Source organism: Ruegeria sp. BC1, assembly GCF_056539305.1.
The window spans coordinates 233935-251686 of the sequence record NZ_JBQFUT010000004.1 but is presented as its reverse complement, the minus strand read 5'-3'; the positions used below and the strand labels follow the sequence as shown (position 1 = coordinate 251686).

The 17752-nt window shown below is 58.4% G+C and carries 21 protein-coding genes and 1 riboswitch; of the genes, 13 read left to right on the top strand and 8 right to left on the bottom strand.

The features are described 5' to 3' along the window. Positions 1–45 precede the first annotated feature (45 nt). Positions 46–888, top strand: a complete 843-nt coding sequence (gene dapF, locus ACR0IY_RS11310; RefSeq protein WP_480673267.1) for a diaminopimelate epimerase — start codon at positions 46–48, stop codon at positions 886–888. After that, the gene (gene mtaB / locus ACR0IY_RS11305; RefSeq protein WP_480673265.1) at positions 885–2141 is read left to right on the top strand and encodes a tRNA (N(6)-L-threonylcarbamoyladenosine(37)-C(2))-methylthiotransferase MtaB; all 1257 of its coding nucleotides are present in this window, start codon (positions 885–887) and stop codon (positions 2139–2141) included. The genes dapF and mtaB overlap by 4 nt, the downstream gene beginning before the upstream one ends. A gap of 17 nt (positions 2142–2158) precedes the next feature. Here the strand turns inward: mtaB and ACR0IY_RS11300 are convergent, their stop codons facing one another. The 4 genes from ACR0IY_RS11300 to petA all read right to left on the bottom strand — a co-directional run bounded on the left by ACR0IY_RS11300 (position 2159) and on the right by petA (position 5480). Further along, positions 2159–2491 carry a cupin domain-containing protein gene (locus ACR0IY_RS11300; protein ID WP_480673526.1) on the bottom strand — a complete coding sequence of 111 codons (333 nt, stop codon included), beginning with the start codon at positions 2489–2491 and terminating at the stop codon, positions 2159–2161. A gap of 258 nt (positions 2492–2749) precedes the next feature. Next, the gene (locus ACR0IY_RS11295) at positions 2750–3535 is read right to left on the bottom strand and encodes a cytochrome c1 (protein ID WP_480673263.1); all 786 of its coding nucleotides are present in this window, start codon (positions 3533–3535) and stop codon (positions 2750–2752) included. A 17-nt stretch (positions 3536–3552) separates the two neighbouring features. Beyond that, positions 3553–4884: a cytochrome b gene (gene petB, locus ACR0IY_RS11290; RefSeq protein ID WP_480673261.1), complete on the bottom strand. Its 1332-nt coding sequence runs from the start codon at positions 4882–4884 to the stop codon at positions 3553–3555. An 11-nt stretch (positions 4885–4895) separates the two neighbouring features. Next, a complete protein-coding gene (petA, locus tag ACR0IY_RS11285; RefSeq protein WP_480673259.1) occupies positions 4896–5480 on the bottom strand; it encodes a ubiquinol-cytochrome c reductase iron-sulfur subunit in 585 nt (194 codons plus the stop codon). Between the two features lie 486 nt (positions 5481–5966). Here petA and ACR0IY_RS11280 point away from each other — a divergent pair, with 486 nt between their 5' ends. Further along, complete coding sequence (locus tag ACR0IY_RS11280; RefSeq protein WP_480673257.1) at positions 5967–6410, top strand: c-type cytochrome; 444 nt, start codon at positions 5967–5969, stop codon at positions 6408–6410. Between the two features lie 13 nt (positions 6411–6423). Here the strand turns inward: ACR0IY_RS11280 and ACR0IY_RS11275 are convergent, their stop codons facing one another. After that, a complete protein-coding gene (locus ACR0IY_RS11275; RefSeq protein ID WP_480673255.1) occupies positions 6424–7038 on the bottom strand; it encodes an FMN-binding negative transcriptional regulator in 615 nt (204 codons plus the stop codon). A 54-nt stretch (positions 7039–7092) separates the two neighbouring features. Further along, positions 7093–7291, top strand: a riboswitch (FMN riboswitch). Positions 7292–7364: 73 nt separating this feature from the next. Between ACR0IY_RS11275 and ACR0IY_RS11270 the strand changes: the two genes are divergently transcribed. The 5 genes from ACR0IY_RS11270 to cobO all read left to right on the top strand — a co-directional run bounded on the left by ACR0IY_RS11270 (position 7365) and on the right by cobO (position 11291). Next, positions 7365–7805 (top strand): 6,7-dimethyl-8-ribityllumazine synthase, encoded by a 441-nt coding sequence (locus ACR0IY_RS11270; protein ID WP_480673253.1) that lies wholly within the window; start codon positions 7365–7367, stop codon positions 7803–7805. 93 nt (positions 7806–7898) lie between these two features. Next, positions 7899–8999 (top strand): chorismate synthase, encoded by a 1101-nt coding sequence (aroC, locus tag ACR0IY_RS11265; protein ID WP_480673251.1) that lies wholly within the window; start codon positions 7899–7901, stop codon positions 8997–8999. Next, positions 8983–9645: an HD domain-containing protein gene (locus ACR0IY_RS11260; RefSeq protein ID WP_480673249.1), complete on the top strand. Its 663-nt coding sequence runs from the start codon at positions 8983–8985 to the stop codon at positions 9643–9645. The genes aroC and ACR0IY_RS11260 overlap by 17 nt, the downstream gene beginning before the upstream one ends. Positions 9646–9698: 53 nt before the next feature. After that, positions 9699–10634 carry a DMT family transporter gene (locus ACR0IY_RS11255; RefSeq protein ID WP_480673247.1) on the top strand — a complete coding sequence of 312 codons (936 nt, stop codon included), beginning with the start codon at positions 9699–9701 and terminating at the stop codon, positions 10632–10634. A gap of 57 nt (positions 10635–10691) precedes the next feature. Further along, on the top strand, positions 10692–11291 hold the full coding sequence (cobO, locus tag ACR0IY_RS11250) for a cob(I)yrinic acid a,c-diamide adenosyltransferase (RefSeq protein ID WP_480673246.1): 600 nt from the start codon (positions 10692–10694) through the stop codon (positions 11289–11291). Between the two features lie 561 nt (positions 11292–11852). Here the strand turns inward: cobO and ACR0IY_RS11245 are convergent. The 3 genes from ACR0IY_RS11245 to ACR0IY_RS11235 all read right to left on the bottom strand — a co-directional run bounded on the left by ACR0IY_RS11245 (position 11853) and on the right by ACR0IY_RS11235 (position 14269). Further along, positions 11853–12218: an SPW repeat domain-containing protein gene (locus ACR0IY_RS11245; RefSeq protein ID WP_480673244.1), complete on the bottom strand. Its 366-nt coding sequence runs from the start codon at positions 12216–12218 to the stop codon at positions 11853–11855. Between the two features lie 108 nt (positions 12219–12326). Then, the gene (locus tag ACR0IY_RS11240; RefSeq protein WP_480673524.1) at positions 12327–13277 is read right to left on the bottom strand and encodes an AraC family transcriptional regulator; all 951 of its coding nucleotides are present in this window, start codon (positions 13275–13277) and stop codon (positions 12327–12329) included. A gap of 125 nt (positions 13278–13402) precedes the next feature. Beyond that, positions 13403–14269, bottom strand: a complete 867-nt coding sequence (locus tag ACR0IY_RS11235) for a branched-chain amino acid aminotransferase (protein WP_480673242.1) — start codon at positions 14267–14269, stop codon at positions 13403–13405. Positions 14270–14429: 160 nt separating this feature from the next. On the opposite strand from ACR0IY_RS11235, the gene ACR0IY_RS11230 reads away from it, so the two are divergent. The 5 genes from ACR0IY_RS11230 (at position 14430) to ACR0IY_RS11210 (ending at position 17741) form a co-directional block, all read left to right on the top strand. Then, a complete protein-coding gene (locus ACR0IY_RS11230; RefSeq protein ID WP_480673240.1) occupies positions 14430–14942 on the top strand; it encodes a MarR family winged helix-turn-helix transcriptional regulator in 513 nt (170 codons plus the stop codon). Next, positions 14939–15640: a response regulator gene (locus tag ACR0IY_RS11225; protein ID WP_480673238.1), complete on the top strand. Its 702-nt coding sequence runs from the start codon at positions 14939–14941 to the stop codon at positions 15638–15640. The genes ACR0IY_RS11230 and ACR0IY_RS11225 overlap by 4 nt, the downstream gene beginning before the upstream one ends. A 68-nt stretch (positions 15641–15708) precedes the next feature. Further along, positions 15709–16635 (top strand): histone deacetylase family protein, encoded by a 927-nt coding sequence (locus ACR0IY_RS11220; RefSeq protein WP_480673237.1) that lies wholly within the window; start codon positions 15709–15711, stop codon positions 16633–16635. After that, positions 16632–16874 carry an exodeoxyribonuclease VII small subunit gene (locus ACR0IY_RS11215; RefSeq protein ID WP_058272726.1) on the top strand — a complete coding sequence of 81 codons (243 nt, stop codon included), beginning with the start codon at positions 16632–16634 and terminating at the stop codon, positions 16872–16874. Before ACR0IY_RS11220 ends, ACR0IY_RS11215 begins: the two co-directional genes overlap by 4 nt. Then, the gene (locus ACR0IY_RS11210; protein WP_480673234.1) at positions 16875–17741 is read left to right on the top strand and encodes a polyprenyl synthetase family protein; all 867 of its coding nucleotides are present in this window, start codon (positions 16875–16877) and stop codon (positions 17739–17741) included. The last annotated feature ends 11 nt before the right edge of the window (positions 17742–17752 follow it).

The following is a 17752-nucleotide window of genomic DNA, read 5'->3' as shown; positions in this document are numbered from 1 at the left end:
AGGAATCTTCACCGCAGGGTGGATTCCTTTCCAGTGCAGGGTTATATGCCCGCCATGCAAGGATTACAGAACACCGGATTGCCCTTCATGAAGATGCACGGGCTGGGCAATGACTTTGTCATTGTGGATGCGCGCGCGCAATCTGTTGAGATTACGCCCGCTCTGGCCCGGGGAATCGGGCACAGGCAGTTCGGCGTCGGGTTCGACCAGCTTGCGGTGATCGAAAACGGCGAATCGGACGCGCATCTGGTGTTTTACAACGCTGACGGGTCAACCTCGGCCGCTTGTGGGAATGCCACGCGTTGCATCGCGCGTTTCCTAATGGACGAAACCGGCAAATCCGAGCTGACGCTGACCACTGGGCGTGGCACGCTTAAAGCGCGGGATGCGGGCGAAGGTCTTACCTCGGTTAATATGGGCCAGCCGCAGCTGAACTGGCACGAGATTCCACTGGCTGAAGAGGCCGACACACTGGAATTGCCGATCGAAGGCGGCCCGACGGCCACGGGCATGGGTAACCCCCATTGCACTTTCTTTGTGGAGGACGCCGAAGCCATCCCCCTGACCGAGTTTGGGTCGCGGTACGAATACCATCCGCTGTACCCGGAACGAACCAACGTGCAGGTGGCGCAGATCATCGGACCTGATCACATTCGCATGCGCGTGTGGGAGCGTGGCGTGGGCGTCACGCTGGCTTCTGGCTCATCCTCCTGCGCGACGGCTGTGGCCGCGGCGCGTCGCGGGCTGACCGGGCGCAAGGTGCAGATCAAGTTGGATGGCGGCACGATCTGGATCGACTGGCGCGAGGATGGTGTTTGGATGACCGGACCCACCTGCCACGTTTTCTCGGGCACCCTGACGCCCGAGTTTCTGGAGACGCTCGGATGAGCGCCCCGAAATTCACCACGCTGGGGTGCCGCCTGAACGCTTATGAGACCGAGGCGATGAAGGAGCTGTCGCAACAGGCGGGCCTGTCGAACGCGGTCGTGGTGAACACTTGCGCCGTGACTGCCGAAGCTGTCCGTAAAGCCCGGCAGGAAATCCGCAAGCTGCGCCGTGAAAATCCTGATGCGCGCCTGATCGTGACCGGATGCGCGGCTCAGACGGAACCCGAGACCTTTTCCCGGATGGAAGAAGTCGACGCGGTCATCGGCAATACCGAAAAGATGCGGCCGGACACCTGGAAAGGTATGGCTGCCGACTTCATTGGCGAGACCGAGGCGGTGCAGGTCGATGATATCATGTCGGTCACCGAAACCGCTGGCCATCTGATCGACGGGTTTGGCACCCGTTCACGCGCCTACGTGCAGGTTCAGAACGGCTGTGACCATCGCTGCACCTTTTGCATCATTCCCTATGGCCGTGGGAATTCTCGCAGCGTCCCGGCGGGCGTTGTGGTGGATCAGATCAAGCGGTTGGTGGACAGGGGTTATAACGAGGTCGTGCTGACCGGTGTCGACCTGACCTCGTGGGGGGCTGACCTGCCCGCGCAGCCCAAGTTAGGTGATTTGGTGATGCGCATCCTGAAGCTAGTGCCCGATTTGCCACGGTTGCGGATCAGTTCGATCGACTCGATCGAGGTGGATGAAAACCTGATGCAGGCCATCGCCACCGAGCCGCGTTTGATGCCGCATCTGCATCTGTCGCTACAGCATGGCGACGATCTGATCCTGAAACGGATGAAGCGCCGCCATTTGCGCGATGATGCCATCCGCTTTGCCGAAGAGGCCCGCAAGCTGCGCCCCGAGATGACCTTTGGTGCCGATATCATCGCAGGTTTCCCGACCGAGACCGAGGCGCATTTCGAGAACTCGCTGAAACTGGTCGCCGACTGCGATCTGACCTGGCTGCACGTCTTCCCTTATTCCAAGCGCGAAGGCACCCCGGCAGCCCGTATACCGCAGCAGATTAATGGCACTGTCATCAAGGAACGTGCCGCCCGTTTGCGCGCAGCGGGCGAGGCTCAGGTCGCAAAGCACCTGACGGCTCAGATCGGTAAAACCCATCACATTCTGATGGAAAACCCGCATATGGGCCGGACTGAACAGTTCACTGAAGTGAGCTTCACCAACCCCCAGACTGAGGGTGAGATTGTACAGGCGGTTATCACCAGCAGCACTGCAACGCAGTTGCTGGCGTAGATACTGATGAGTTTTCGTCAGAGATAGACAACGCCAAACTCCCGCTCAATCAATTCAAAATCCCGTTCGCCTGTTTCATTCTGCCGGGATGTTTCGGCCATGAACTCTTCGGCGTGATGGCCGGGGAAGATATAGCTGATCATTCGCACAGTCTGGTCACTGTTGTTCTTCATGTAATGCGAAACCCCTCGCGGACAGTGAATAGTATCCCCAGCGCTGGCTGTGACCCACTCATCCCCGATCTTGGCTTCGACAGTGCCTTCGATGATGTGGAAGGTCTGATCCTCCCACTTGTGGTAATGGTCCGGCACTGCCCCGCCGGGGCCATGACCCCGTCTGAAATCACGTATTCGCCGTTGGTCGCGTCTTTGCCGACAACAACTCCGACATACTCGTTTGGAGCCATCATGTACTTTTTGCTGCCATCCCAGTGCCGAACAACCACTTGTTTGTTCGTGGTTTCGATCTGGTCAGCCATGATTTTGCTCCTCCGACAAGGTGTCTCAGTTAATTGGAGACTGGATTTTCAATGTCCAGTGCCAGACAAAAAAGAAACCCCCGCGACCATCTGGTGCGGGGGGGTTCCAATTGTCTCAGATAAATAGCGCTTAGTGCAGCTTTTTGCCTTTGTGCGGTGCCCACAGGCGCTTGTTGACCAGGTACAGCAGCACCGACAGCATGGTCAGGAAGATGACGCCGACAAAGCCGGAGTACTTACGTTCCATCATTTTCGGCTCAGCCGTCCACATCAGGAAGGCCGCGATGTCCTCGGACATGGCTTCAACCGTCGCCGGGTGGCCATCGGTGAATTCCACCTGATCATCGGCCAGCGGCGGGGCCATGGAAATCCAGCCACCGGGGAAGGCTTTGTTTTCGTACAGGATAGTGCCTGCCTCTTCTTTCTCTTCACCGGTATAGCCGTCCAACAGCGAGGCGATGTATTCCGCGCCACCCATGCCTTTGATCAGCTGGTTGATCCCTAGGCCGTAAGGGCCGTGAAAGCCCGCGCGGGCCTTTGCCATCAGGCTCAGGTCCGGTGCGCCGACACCGGTGTTGGCCGGGAAGTGATCGGTCGGAATAGCTGGACGGAAATCGTCCAGCTCAGGATCGAACACTTCGAAGTTGCCCGCCGCATAGGCGATCACTTCTTCTTCCGAGTACCCCAGCGCTTCGAGATCGCGCAGCGGGACATATTGCAGACCATGACAGGCTGCGCAGACCTCGGTGTAGATCTGAAGACCGCGTTGCAGCTGGTTTTGATCCCAGGTGCCAAAGGGGCCTTCAAACGAAAAGTGGAAGTCCTCGATATGCTGCTCGCCGCCGCCTGCCGCGTAGGACGCAGCAGGAGCAAGGGCCAGAGCAAACGCGGCGCCGATTGCAAGTTTCTTGAACATGTTTCCGGTCCCTCTTCTTACTCGGCCGGCGTGGCGTCGGCGTCAGCCTTGCCATAATGCGCGTTGAAGTCTTCTTCGATGGTTTCCGGCTGTGCCTCGGGCTTTTCGATCACACCCAGGATCGGCAGGATCACGAGGAAATATGCGAACCAGTAAGCCGAAGCGATCAGCGAGAAGCTCGCGTAGGGTTCTTCGGCAGGCATCGCCCCCAGCCACATCAGGGCAAAGAAGTCGATAACCAGCAGGTAGAACCACCATTTGAACATCGGGCGGTATTTGCCCGACCGCACGGTCGATGTGTCCAGCCAGGGCGCCAGGGCCATGGCCAGGATCGCACCGAACATCGCAACCACACCAAAGAACTTGGCGTCGACGATGCCGCCGGTGATGAAGCTGGCGAACTGAACAACCCAGACCTCACCGGTAAAGGCACGCAGGATTGCGTAGAACGGCAGGAAGTACCATTCGGGCACGATGTGTGCAGGTGTGACCAGCGGGTTGGCTTCGATGTAGTTGTCTGGGTGGCCCAGATAGTTCGGCATAAAGCCGACGATGGCCCAGAACACGACCAGGATCACGGCCAGCGCGAACAGGTCCTTGATTACGAAGTACGGCCAGAAGGGCAGCGTGTCTTTCTTGGCTTCTTCTTTCGAACCACGACGAACTTCAACGCCTGTGGGGTTGTTGTTGCCAGTGGTGTGGAAAGCCCAGATATGCACGATCACCAACGCCGCAATCACGAACGGCAGCAGATAGTGCAGCGAGAAGAAGCGGTTCAGCGTGGCATTGTCCACCGCGGGTCCGCCCAACAGCCAGGTCTGGATCGCGTCACCTACAAACGGGATAGCGCCAAACAGGCCGGTGATCACGGTCGCACCCCAGAAGGACATCTGACCCCAAGGCAGAACATAGCCCATGAAGGCGGTGCCCATCATCATCAGGTAAATCAGCATCCCGATGATCCACGTGATCTCACGCGGGGCTTTGTACGAGCCGTAGAACAGGCCGCGGAAGATGTGGATGTAAACCGCAACAAAGAACAGCGACGCGCCGTTCATGTGCAGATAGCGCAGCATATAGCCGCCATTCACGTTGCGCATGATGTGTTCGATGCTGGCAAATGCCAGATCGACATGCGGGGTGTAGTGCATCACCAGAACGATACCGGTGACGATTTGCAGCGCCAGGCAGAATGCCAGGACGATGCCCCAGATCCACCACCAGTTCAGGTTCTTGGGGGTCGGGATCATGAGGGTGTCATACAGCAGGCCGACGATGGGCAAGCGGCTGTTCAGCCACTTCTCGCCGTTTGTCTTCGGCTCGTAATGATCGTGGGGAATTCCGGACATCTGGGTCTCCCTTAGCCGAGTTTGATTGTGCTGGCGTCCACCCATTCAACGGGTGGAATCGGCAGGTTTTCAGGCGCGGGGCCTTTGCGGATACGACCGGCAAGGTCATAGTGCGAGCCGTGGCAGGGGCAGAACCAGCCGCCAAAATCGCCAGCATCGCCCAGAGGCACACAGCCCAAGTGCGTGCAGACGCCCATCTGGACAATCCATGCGCCTTCGGCTTCGCCTTCCGGCGACGGCATCACGCGGTTGGCATCTGTTGCCGGCGCGTCGGCGTTCAGGTTTGCGTTACGGGCCAGCGGATCGGGCAATGCGCCAACGCCTTCGGCATCCTGTTCCTGCGCTTCCTGAATCTCGGCACCGGTGCGGTGACGGATAAATACTGGTTTACCCAACCATTTCACGGTCAGCTGCGTGCCCGGCTCGACACCGCTGACGTCCTGGCGAATCGAGGACAGAGCCTGAACGTCTGCCGAGGGGTTCATTTGGTTGATCAGGGGCCATACGGCTGCACCCGTCGCAACGACACCTGCGCCGCCTGCGACGTAGTAGAGGAAATCTCTGCGGGTGCCTTCGTGGTCTTCTGCGTGGGACACGAGGTTTTCTCCGATTCCGGCGCCCGGGGGTGCCGGGCAAACATGCATCAGCGCCGTATCAATACGGCGTCTCATCGCGGCTATCTAGCCGGGAGAAATCGGTTCGTCCAGCGGTCATAGGCGCGCACTACGCCGCATCTGGGCATTCATGTCACAACGAAAGGGTGATTTTTCAAGATATGGGCGGGGTTAGGTGGGGAAATCCGCCGGTTGCGCCGAATCCGGCCTGATGTGATTCGGTCGATCGCATATGACGATTGAACCGGCCCGAGTTTGAGCCTTGGCCAATCCCAACGCTGCGAACTTTTCATATTTTCAGCCAGAAATTGCCGCACAAATTTCTACTTCTGCGGGATTCGTGCCTAATCAAATGTTGATTTAAAAATAGATATTTTCCAAACACCTATCTGCGCCTGATTTCGATTGCACTTTTAACGGGAATGCAGAAAACCCCGGACAAACCCCAATCGTTGCAGGACGTTTCCCATGTCAAAGTTCTTTTTGCCCGCGCTGGCCGTTTCCCTCGCCCTTACGTCTCAGGCCTTCGCTGCAGGTGATCCGGTGAAAGGTGAAAAACTCTACAATCGCTGTTCTTCCTGCCACGCGATCATCAAAGATGGCGAGGTTTTGGTCAAAGGTGGCATCACCGGGCCGAATCTCTATGGCGTTGTAGGTCGCGTCGCCGGGACCGAGACCGAATACCTGAATGGAGGCGAACGTCTACCGATCGGAATGTTTACAGACGACATGATCCGTGCGGGTCAGGAGGGTCTGGTCTGGACTCAGGGAAACATTGCGGCCTACTCGCAGGATCCGATTGGTTTCATTCAGGAATACTTGAAAGACGAATCCGCCCGTCCCAACATGAGTGTGAAGCTGAAAAAGGGTGCCGATGATATCGCGGCGTATCTCTCGACATTTAGCGAGTAAGCGCCACGGCTGGTCACGTATCCCGCATCAACGTGGCCAGCTGCGTGATCTCACTGCCAAAGCCATCCGTCTCAACGTGGTCCGCTGCGGCTAGCCGCACCTCATCCGGCTTGTTCTGGTTCAGTTTCCAGGTGCCCTGAATGTCGTCCACCTGTAACTTGCACGGCACAATCATCCGCATCATGCGATCCAAAGCGTCTTTGGTCATCTTGTCAGCGCTCCATGGCAGTTTCGGCTGCAACCGGTCCTCGTAGAAGGCAGATTGACGATCCAGCAGGTCACGCAACTCTTCTTGCGGGCTCAGCTCAAGCTGGCCGGTCAGGTGCACAGCCACATAATTCCACGTCGGCACCTGATCTTCGACCCCATACCAATCAGGAGAGACATACCCGTCCGGTCCCATCACCGCGATCCGGGCAGCGCATGGCGCTTTCAACATTCGCACAATGGGATTCGACCGCACCAGATGCAGTTCGGCCGCAGATCCGTCATTGCTCAGCAAAAAAGGAACATGGCTCAGCAAAGGTGCCTGATCCGAGGACAGCGTCAGAACTCCGAAGGCTCGTTCGCGCGCAAAGGCAATGTGACGCGCGCGGTCTTCGGCGCGGAAGGCGGGGTTGGGGTGCATGGCGGTCCTCCTGCGAAATCTCTTGCAGAACCGCGCTGTCCTTGGCAAGGTCCGCCCCGTTCTCAGGGCGGGGTGAAATTCCCCACCGGCGGTATGCGGGCGTGACCCGTAAGCCCGCGAGCGGCCCCGCAGTGTCCACGACCCGAAAAGTGGGAACCGGTTTTCGGACAAATTGTGGAACCACGAAAGGGTGTCAGCAGATCTGGTGAGAAGCCAGAGCCGACGGTTACAGTCCGGATGAAAGAGAACGTGCGATGCGCCGCCCTTGCGGTGTGTCTGCCCGTGATCGCCTTGGGTGACGTGTCTGTTTTGCTAAGGAGATCATGATGACACACACCCGCTATGCATTTATCAAAGCCAACTGGCATTCCGATATCGTTGACCGCGCGCTGGAGGGGTTTCTGGACCTCATTCCCGCCGATCAGGTCGATGTCTTTGACGTCCCCGGTGCGTTCGAGATGCCGTTGCTTGCCCGCGATCTGGCGCAGACCGGCCGCTATGCTGCCGTTGCCTGTGCGGCTTTTGTCGTGGATGGCGGCATCTACCGCCACGATTTTGTGGCACAGGCCGTTGTGGATGGGTTGATGCGCGCCGGGCTGGACACGGGCATTCCGGTCCTGTCGGTCTCACTTACCCCGCACCAATACCAGGAAACCGATCACCACAACGCAATCTATCGCGCGCATTTCGTGGAAAAGGGACGTGAGGCTGCCCAGGCAGCGCTGAAAATCACCGACACCCGTGCTGGATTGGCATCGGCTGCGTGACGTGAAAAGGTTGGGGCGGATCGTCCCAACCGCAAATCCGCTTGAGGCCCCGGGACTTGCCCGCTAATCACGACGCGCAAAGGAGCTCGCCCCATGTCGATGAACAGTTTTGGACACCTCTTCCGCGTCACCACCTGGGGTGAAAGCCACGGCCCCGCATTGGGGGCAACCGTGGATGGATGCCCTCCGGGTGTCACGATCGACGAAACCATGATCCAACACTGGTTGGACAGGCGCAAACCGGGGCAGAACAAGTTTACCACTCAGCGACGCGAACCCGATCAGGTGAAAATCATGTCCGGCGTCTTCGAAGGGCAGACAACCGGTACGCCGGTTCAGCTGATGATCGAGAACACCGATCAGCGCTCGAAAGATTACGGTGACATCAAGGACAAGTTCCGCCCGGGCCACGCTGATATCACCTATTGGCAGAAATACGGCATCCGTGACTATCGCGGTGGCGGACGCAGCTCGGCCCGGGAAACCGCGTCGCGTGTGGCTGCGGGCGGGCTGGCGCGCGAGGCGATCAAGCAGATTGCGCCCAACGTTCAGATCGCAGGCTATATGACCCAGATCGGGCCGCACAGGATCAACCGCGACAATTTCGACTGGTCTCAGATCGAACAGAACCCGTTCTGGACGCCTGACGCGCAGGCCGCCGAGGGGTGGGCGGCTTATCTGGACGATCTGCGCAAGTCCGGCAACTCGGTCGGAGCGGTGGTCGAAGTCGTGGCGCGCGGTGTTCCAGCAGGGCTCGGCGCGCCGGTTTATGCCAAGTTAGACACTGATCTGGCCGCCGCAATGATGTCGATTAACGCCGTCAAAGGCGTAGAGATCGGGGAAGGTATGGCTGCCGCTGAACTCACAGGCGAGGCCAACGCAGACGAAATTTTCATGGGCCAAAACGGCCCGCAATACAGCTCGAACCACTCCGGTGGCATTCTGGGCGGTATCTCGACCGGGCAGGATCTTGTGGTTCGGTTTGCGGTGAAACCGACCTCGTCAATTCTAACGACCCGCAAGACCATTACCAAATCCGGAGAAGAGACCGAGATCATTACCAAGGGCCGCCACGACCCCTGCGTCGGCATCCGCGCCGTGCCGGTGGGTGAGGCGATGATGGCCTGCGTGATCCTTGACCACATGCTGCTGCACCGCGGCCAGATCGGAGAGAACCGTGGACGGATCGGCTGATCTGCGCAGCCGTCTGCGCGCTGTGGTCTCGCAGCGTATGGAGACTGACCCGGCCCATGATCTGGCTCATCTGGACCGGGTCTGGGTGAACGCTCGGGCCATTTCCGATGACCAGACCGACATGCCGGTGCTGTTAGCGGCCTGTTATCTGCACGATCTGGTGAATTTGTCGAAGGATGACCCTGAACGCCACCTCGCTTCACGCAAATCTGCTGAGGATTCAGAGCCTATTCTAGCCAAACTTGGGTATAGCCCTGACCAGATCCGCGCGATTCAGCACGCGATCGAGGCCCATAGTTTTTCTGCGAATATCACGCCTGAAACGCCCGAAGCCTGCATCCTGCGCGATGCGGATCGGCTGGATGCGCTGGGCGCGATCGGCATAGCCCGGAACTTTTCGGTATCCGGCGCGCTGGGACGGGCGCTGTATGATCCGGCGGACCCGTTCGCGTTGGACCGCCCGCTGGACGATCTGACGTATTCGCTCGATCACTGGAAGGTCAAACTGCTCGGGCTGCCCGACGATATGCTCACTAAGACCGGGCAACAGATCGCGCAGCAGAGAATTGCCCGCATGGTCCGTTTTCTCAAAGAGTTTTCCGAAGAGATCGGCAACGGGCTGCCGTCGGACTGGATCAAACGCTAAGCGGGCAGGCTGTGCCGTTGATCTTTCTAGGGTAAAAGCGCAGGGTCGCGCCGATGGCTAAATCGTTAACATCGCATCGACCACTGCTTGCTGTAGCTCTGAAACTGAGCGCGGTGTTTTTGTTCACCGCCATGTCAGCCTTAGTCAAAGCTTTGTCGGATACCTTTCCGCCGGGTGAAATGGTGTTTTTCCGGTCTCTTTTTGCCGTTCCGGTGATCCTCATCTGGCTGATCGCGCGCGGAGAACTGGCTCAGGGTTTTGTTGTCCGCAAACCCGTGGGCCATTTCTGGCGCGGCGTGCTGGGTACCACTGCGATGGGTCTAACCTTCACTGGCCTTGGCCTGATCCCGCTGCCTGAGGCGACGGCCATTGGCTATGCAACCCCGATCTTCACCCTGATTCTGGCTGCTATCATGCTGGGTGAGCGCATCCGCAAGATTCGAATCGCGGCGGTGGCGCTTGGTCTGCTGGGGGTTCTGATCATGATCTGGCCGCGACTGGGCGGTAATAATATGGAAACCGCCGCGACCATCGGCGCATTGTGTATTCTGGGCGCCACCGTCGCCCGTGCTTTCGTGCAGATTCATATCCGGCAATTGGTGCAGGTTGATCACCCGGCGGCCATCGTCTTCTATTTTTCGATGACCGCGACGTTCTTGTCCGGGTTGACCGCTTTTTGGGGGTGGGTCCTGCCCACATGGGAACAAGCAGCCCTGTTGATTCTGGCCGGGCTGATCGGGGGCGTGGCGCAGATTCTTGTCACGTCATCCTATCGGTTTGGGCAGGCCTCAATGTTGGCACCTTACGACTATACGTCCATGCTGTTTGCCATCGTGATCGGTTATGTCTGGTTCAGTGAATTGCCGACCTTGGTGATGTTGGCCGGTGCCGCACTGGTAATTACCGGGAATATCGTGGTGATTTGGCGAGAACATCAGCTGGGACTGGAACGCGGTAAGGCCCGCGCCGTGACCGACCCCAAAGGCTGACCTTTACCTTTGCCGAACTTCCCCTAGTTTGGGCGCAACAATCAATGAGGGTTCCCGATGAGCGACGCGCAAGATCACAAGGAAAAGATGCAGAAGGTGCAGGCCCAGCATCGCAAGAAAGTGTCCGAGGCGGTCGATCCCGGCCGTGGGCTGGTTCTGATCAATACAGGCAAGGGCAAGGGCAAGTCCTCTGCCGCATTTGGTGTGGTCATCCGCGCGCTGGGCTGGGGCCAGAAGGTTGCCGTGGTGCAGTTCATCAAGGGCAAGTGGAAAACCGGCGAGCGCCGTTTCTTCGAAGAACGCGATCTGGTCACCTGGCACACAATGGGCGAAGGGTTCACCTGGGACACGCAAGACCGTGAGCGTGACATCGCCGCCGCCAATGCAGCCTTTGACAAGGCCCGTTCGCTGATGGCCAGTGGCGACTATGATCTGGTGGTTCTGGACGAGATCAACATCGCCCTGCGTTATGAATACCTGTCTGTCGAGCAGGTGATCGAGGGGCTGAAGGCGCGTTCTGACAAGACGAGCGTTTTCCTGACCGGTCGCGATGCCCCGCAGGCACTGCGCGAATATGCCGACCTGGTCACCGAAATGACCGAGGAAAAGCACCCGTTTCAGGCTGGTATCAAAGCCCAACGCGGTGTGGATTTCTGAGCATTAGAGCCTAAACAGCCCCAAATGGGGCCGTTACCTCAGTAAGCCCTCATTCAGATACCTTACTGAACCACGGCGACTTGCGGCACTGGCCAGTAAGGCGTCTTGGGAATTGCGGTGTTGTTTGGTCTTCGCCTTGTCGACATAAGCACAAGAGTCGTCGTCACAGCAGCACCCACATGCTGTGGCTGCTTCGTGCCGCGCCATGATCTCGTCCAGTGGGTCGCTCATTCCCGATCCTTTCAAGGCATCAGTTCACATCACGTCGTTTCCAAGGCGGCGGCGGGCCCTCACCAAGTCACGCGCTAAGCCCGCAAACCGCCTCGAAACCTGCTGCTTGATGGGAGCCATCTGGCGTTGATTTATATCTGATTGTTTTAGTCGGAAAATTCAAGGTAAAATTTCTTTTTCGAGATTATAGTGGAAAGACCAAGAGCCTCGAAGCACCGGACGTTTCGACAACTGCGTTACAAACAGACGTAAGCCGCCTGAGCGAACGTCAGGCGACTCAGGTTTTTTGCCTGTATTAGAGCCGAATTGTGACATCCTTGAACGCTAGGTTCAGGCCGTCACACCCTCATCCGGCGCGCTGAGCGAGATGACGGCCACTACTGCCGCACCGTTAAGCCAGTAATAAACCGCATCCAGACCCGAGAACCCAAACAGGCTGGGTGCAGCCACAAAGGCAACGCCGACCAGCAGATCAACGGCCACGTGAAATTTGTAAGGAAGCACCCGCCAGATTCCCAAATGGTGGTCGGTCAGAACGGTCAGGACAAAGGCCGCTACGCCCGTGGCCACAGACAGCCACAGGGCCATTGGGTTGGATTGCCCGAGACCCAGAACAAAAGGCAGGACCATCAGAGCAAATGCGACCGGGTAATCCAGATAGGCATGCACGGTGCGGGTGACGAAACGAACAGACATGTGATTTCCTTTCCTTGCTTGTCGTGATCTCAAGCTAGGTCAGGTTTTTCGAACGCTTAATTCTGGATCGTACGGGAAAACGTGCAGATCGTTCAGAACTGGATCGGATCAGTGCATGGATCGATAGGCCGCCGGTGACAGGCCGATCTGCTTTTTGAACACACGGGAAAAGGCGGCTTCCGAGGCATATCCCACCTCGGCTGCTGCATCCGCGACGTTCCAGCGTGCCTTCGTCAGACCGTGGCAGGCGATCTGCATACGCCAGTCCGTGAGGTATTGCATCGGTGTAGTGCCCATCTTTTCAGCGAACAACTGAGCGAAGGCAGTGCGCGACATTCCGGCCTCACGCGCCAGGAGTTCGACGCTCCAGTCCTGCGCGGGGGCTTGATGAAAGGCCGTCAATGCACGCGAGATGCGGAGATCGGCGAATCCGGCAAGCGCGGTATCGGTCGGGCTTTGGTGTTCAAGATGCGCGCGGATGGCCTGCGCAAACAGCACCTCTGACAGTTTCAATGCAATCAGATCCCCGCCGATGCGGGCGCCGCTGATCTCGGATCCGATCATGCGAAGGGTGGCCTCGATCCAGGCCCCGGCCTCCTCGCCATAATTTTCGATCAGGATGTAGGGCGGCAACCGATCGATCAGCATATGCCCCGTGCCTTGCCGTCCCGGAGGGCCGGTGAACGAGAAGTGGCCGCAAATCAGTTGGGTGTCGCGGCTTTTGTCCTCGCCGCCATAAATAAGGACACCATCGCCCTGATATCCGGCGTCTTCCAGCACTTGTTCCAGCGGCAGAGCGTCCATCGGTTTGACTTCGTTGCACAGCAAGGCATGAGAGACCCCATGCGGGATCAGGACCACGTCGCCTTGCTTCAGGCGCAGCGTTTCGCCTGTGTTAGAGACGAAAACATTCAACTCCCCACGCTGAACGAAGTGAAACCGGGCGACATTCTGGAAGGCCGGAACCTGAATGCCGAAAGGGGGTGTAAACGAGGTTCGGAAATAAAAGGTTCCCCGCAAAGACAGGCGGGTTAGGATATCGCTGAGCAGGTCCAACATGAGATGAACGTAAAGCCGGATGCGCGTTCGTCCAGTCACCTGAACGATCTGCACAAGGATTTGAACGGCAGGCAAATAAAAAACCCCCGCGTTAGGCGGGGGTTTTGAACAGCTGTCTATGCAGATCAGGCGCGCACAAGCGCTTCGTAATCTGCCGCGATCTCGCGGGTGAGATCACCCACTTCGAAGGTATAGTCACCGATTTGGCCAACCGGAGTAACCTCGGCCGCAGTGCCGGTCAGCCAGCATTGTTCGAAATCGGCCATTTCTTCCGGCTTGATGCGACGCTCATGCACGGTGATACCCTTGTCTTTCAGCATCTGGATCACCGTTTGGCGGGTGATGCCGTTCAGGAAGCAATCGGCCAGCGGCGTATGTACCTCACCGTCTTTTACAAAGAACACGTTAGCCCCTGTCGCCTCGGCGACGTTACCGCGCCAGTCCATGAACAGCGCGTCCGAGCAACCCTTGGCCTCGGCCTTATGCTTGGAGATGGTGCAGATCATGTAAAGACCCGCCGCCTTTGCGTGGACCGGGATGGTTTCCGGGCTGGGCCGTTTCCATTCCGCGATGTCCAGCTTTGCGCCCTGCATCTTGGCGTCACCGTAATAGGCGCCCCAGGGCCAGACGGCCACGGCCATCCGCACCGGGTTCTTGGCCGAGGCCACACCCATATCCTCGCCGGAACCGCGCCAGACCAGCGCACGAACATAGGCGTCCTGCAGACCACTGGCTTTCAGCGCTTCTTCCTTTGCAGCTTCGATCTCGTCCACCGAATAGGGCATCGGCATGTCCAACGCCTCGGCCGAGGCGATCAGACGTTCCGAATGTTCGCGGCTTTTGAAGATCTTACCGTTATAAGCGCGCTCACCTTCAAAGACCGAAGACGCATAGTGCATCGCGTGTGTCAGGATGTGCACATTGGCATCGCGCCAAGGAACCAGTTTGCCATCCAACCAGATGGTGCCATCACGATCATCATACCCCGCCATGCGAAACCTCCTGATCCGGGTTGAATTTTCCGATTGTTGCGCCAATTAAGTCCGATGCGGACATAAAGTTGCGCTAAAACTGCGATTCGATACCTGTCCACTCTTGGAATGTCAATAACGCTGACATAAAGTCGGTCCCGTGTAACGAATGAGGCATAGCATGTCGGATACCCGCCCCGCCCAAGTCTTTGGCGGTGAAAGTCTTTTGTTTCTGACCGACGAACAGTTGCGGCAGGGTATTGAGGCGATGTTTTTTGCCTATCGCGGCTTTACCGCTGATCCTGACCGCATTCTGGCACAAATGGCCTATGGTCGGGCGCATCACCGGGCCATCCACTTTATCAACCGCGCACCGGGGACCACGGTCAATAATCTGCTGGCGATACTCGGGGTGACAAAACAGTCTCTGAACAGGGTTCTTCGAACGTTGATCGACGACGGGCTGGTCGAAAGTCGGGTTGGTACTGCGGACAAGCGTGAAAGGCATCTGTTTCTAACCGAACACGGCAAGGCGCTTGAGACCAAACTGTCCGAAGCCCAACGCGTGCGGATGCGCGCTGCTTATAAAGAGGCCGGCCCCGAGGCGGTGTCAGGGTTTCGTAAAGTGCTTGAAGCGATGATGGATGCTGATATGCGTCATGCTTACACGAAACTGCGGGATACCACCTCATGAGCGAAATGGACGCCCATCTGCTGATCGTCGATGATGACGAACGCATTCGTGATCTGCTCAAGAAGTTCTTGATGCGAAGCGGATTTCTGGTGACTGCCGCCCGCGATGCGGCACATGCGCGGCGTGTCCTGTCCGGTCTGGATTTCGATATGATCGTCATGGACGTGATGATGCCCGGTGAAGATGGCGTCAGTCTGACCAAGGCGCTGCGCGAAACCCATGCCACGCCGATCCTGTTGCTGACCGCGCGCGGCGAGACCGAGCATCGCATCGCCGGGCTCGAGGCGGGTGCCGATGACTATCTGGCCAAGCCGTTTGAGCCAAAAGAGCTGTTGTTGCGGATCAACGCGATTCTGCGGCGGATGCCGGAAACGCCAGCTCAGGATGTTGCGAGCAAAATATTGCATCTTGGTCCGATCCGCTATGACGTGGAGCGTGGCGAGATGTGGCAGGGCGAAGAGCCGGTGCGCCTGACCGCGACAGAAAGTCAGCTTATGAAGATCTTCTCGGCCCTGCCAGGTGAGCCGATCAGTCGCGCCAAGCTTGTCGAGGATCTGGGCCGCGATAAGGGGCAGGCGCAGGAACGGGCTGTGGACGTGCAGATCACACGTTTGCGCCGCAAGATCGAGCAGGACCCGAAGCAACCGCGGTATTTGCAGACCGTGCGCGGGGCCGGGTATATGTTGGCGCCGGATTGATTGAGCCGCTGCGCGGCGATTTTTGCCTTCGGCGAGGATAATTTTAGCCAGATGAACAGGGGATCCCGATGAAAACCGCCCTTTTGACGCATGCGGATTGCCTTGGGCATGTGACCCCGACCGGGCATCCCGAACGGGTGGCGCGGCTGGAACATATTCTGCACGCGCTTGAGACCCTCGATCTGAACCGGGTGACTGCACCTCTGGCTGCGGATGACGATCTGTTACGTGTTCACCCCGAGGGGTACATCCGCGACATTCGCGGCACGCGCCCATCCGAGGGGTTTGCCCAGATTGACGGGGATACCTTCATGTCGCCGGGTTCGGTCGATGCCGCCTATCGCGCGGCGGGTGCCGTGGTGCGGGCGGTGGATATGGTGCTGGGGGGTGAAGCCCCCAATGCGTTCTGCGCCATCCGCCCCCCCGGGCATCACGCTGAGACCGAGACTGCCATGGGGTTCTGCCTGTTCGGCAATGCGGCTCTGGCGGCCAAGCACGCGCTAGACCATCATGGGTTGAGCCGTGTGGCGGTGGTGGACTTCGATGTGCATCACGGCAATGGAACACAGGACCTGCTGTGGGATGAGAAACGGGCGCTGGTGATCACCAGCCAGCAGATGCCTCTGTGGCCTGGATCAGGACGACCGGATGAGACCGGCGCCTATGAGAGTATCCTGAATATCCCTCTGGCCCCCGGAACTGGCGGGGCCGAGATGCGGGCCGCCTATGAGACCCAAGCCTTCCCGCGTTTGCGTGCTTTCAAGCCAGAGCTGATCATCATCTCGGCCGGGTTTGATGCACATCAGGACGATCCGCTTGCCAATCTGAACTGGTCCACCGGGGATTTCGCCTGGGTTACCGCCGAGTTGTGCAGAATTGCCGATGATGTATGCAGGGGACGTATCGTCTCGACTCTGGAAGGCGGGTATGATCTGAACGCGCTGGCCGAGGCCACCCGCGCCCATGTGGAAGAACTGATGAAGGCAGCCCAATGACCGATACCCCTGTAGACCAGATGACATTCGAACAGGCGATGAAAGAGCTTGAGGCCGTGGTTGGCCAGCTGGAGCGCGGCGACGTGGCGCTGGATCAGTCCATCGCGTTATATGAACGCGGGGCGGCGTTGAAAAAGCGGTGCGAGGATGAGTTGAAGCGGGCCGAAGAAAAAGTGGCCGCGATCACCCTGGATGCCAATGGTCAGCCGACTGGAACGACGCCTGTCGAAGGTCAGTAAATGTTTCGTGAAAAGCTGGCGCAGGATGCGGCGCACATCCAGGCGCATTTCGACCTGATACTGGGGGCGCTGGACGATCTGGATGTAACCCGGGCGATGGCTTATGCCACGCAGGGCGGCAAGCGGTTGCGCGGGTTTCTGGTATTGGAAAGTGCGCGCCTGCACGGCATCCGCGGCAACCAGGCAATTTGGCCGGCAGCGGGGATCGAGGCGCTGCACGCCTATTCCTTGGTCCATGATGATTTACCGTGCATGGATGATGACGACCTGCGACGCGGGCGCCCAACGGTTCATGTGAAATGGGATGAAGGCACCGCCGTTCTGGCAGGGGATGCGTTGCAAACACTGGCCTTTGAACTGTGTGTACGGCCCGAGGTCGGCTCCGCTGAGGTGCGCGCAGAACTGGCTCTGACACTGGCCAAAGCAAGCGGAGCGCAAGGTATGGTGTTGGGTCAGGCGCTGGATATCGCGGCGGAAACAGCTGCCACACCATTGACGCTGGACGAAATCACCCAATTGCAGGCAGGTAAAACCGGCGCGTTGATCGAATGGTCGACTTGCGCGGGCGCGCGGTTGGCGCAGGCTGATCCGAAGCCGTTGCGCCAATATGCCCAAGCTCTTGGCCTTGCTTTTCAGATCGCGGATGACATCCTTGATGTGGAAGGTGATGCCGAAAAGGCCGGGAAACGCCTGCAAAAAGATGCCGAGGCCGGGAAGGCCACGTTTGTCTCGTTGCTGGGTCTGGACGCAGCCAGGACCCGCGCTGCGGAGCTTATTGATCAGGCCTGCGATGCGCTGGACGTATACGGCTCTTCGGCTGAAACCTTGAAGGACGCTGCTCGCTTCGTTATTGCCCGGGACAGCTAAGCCAGGAACGC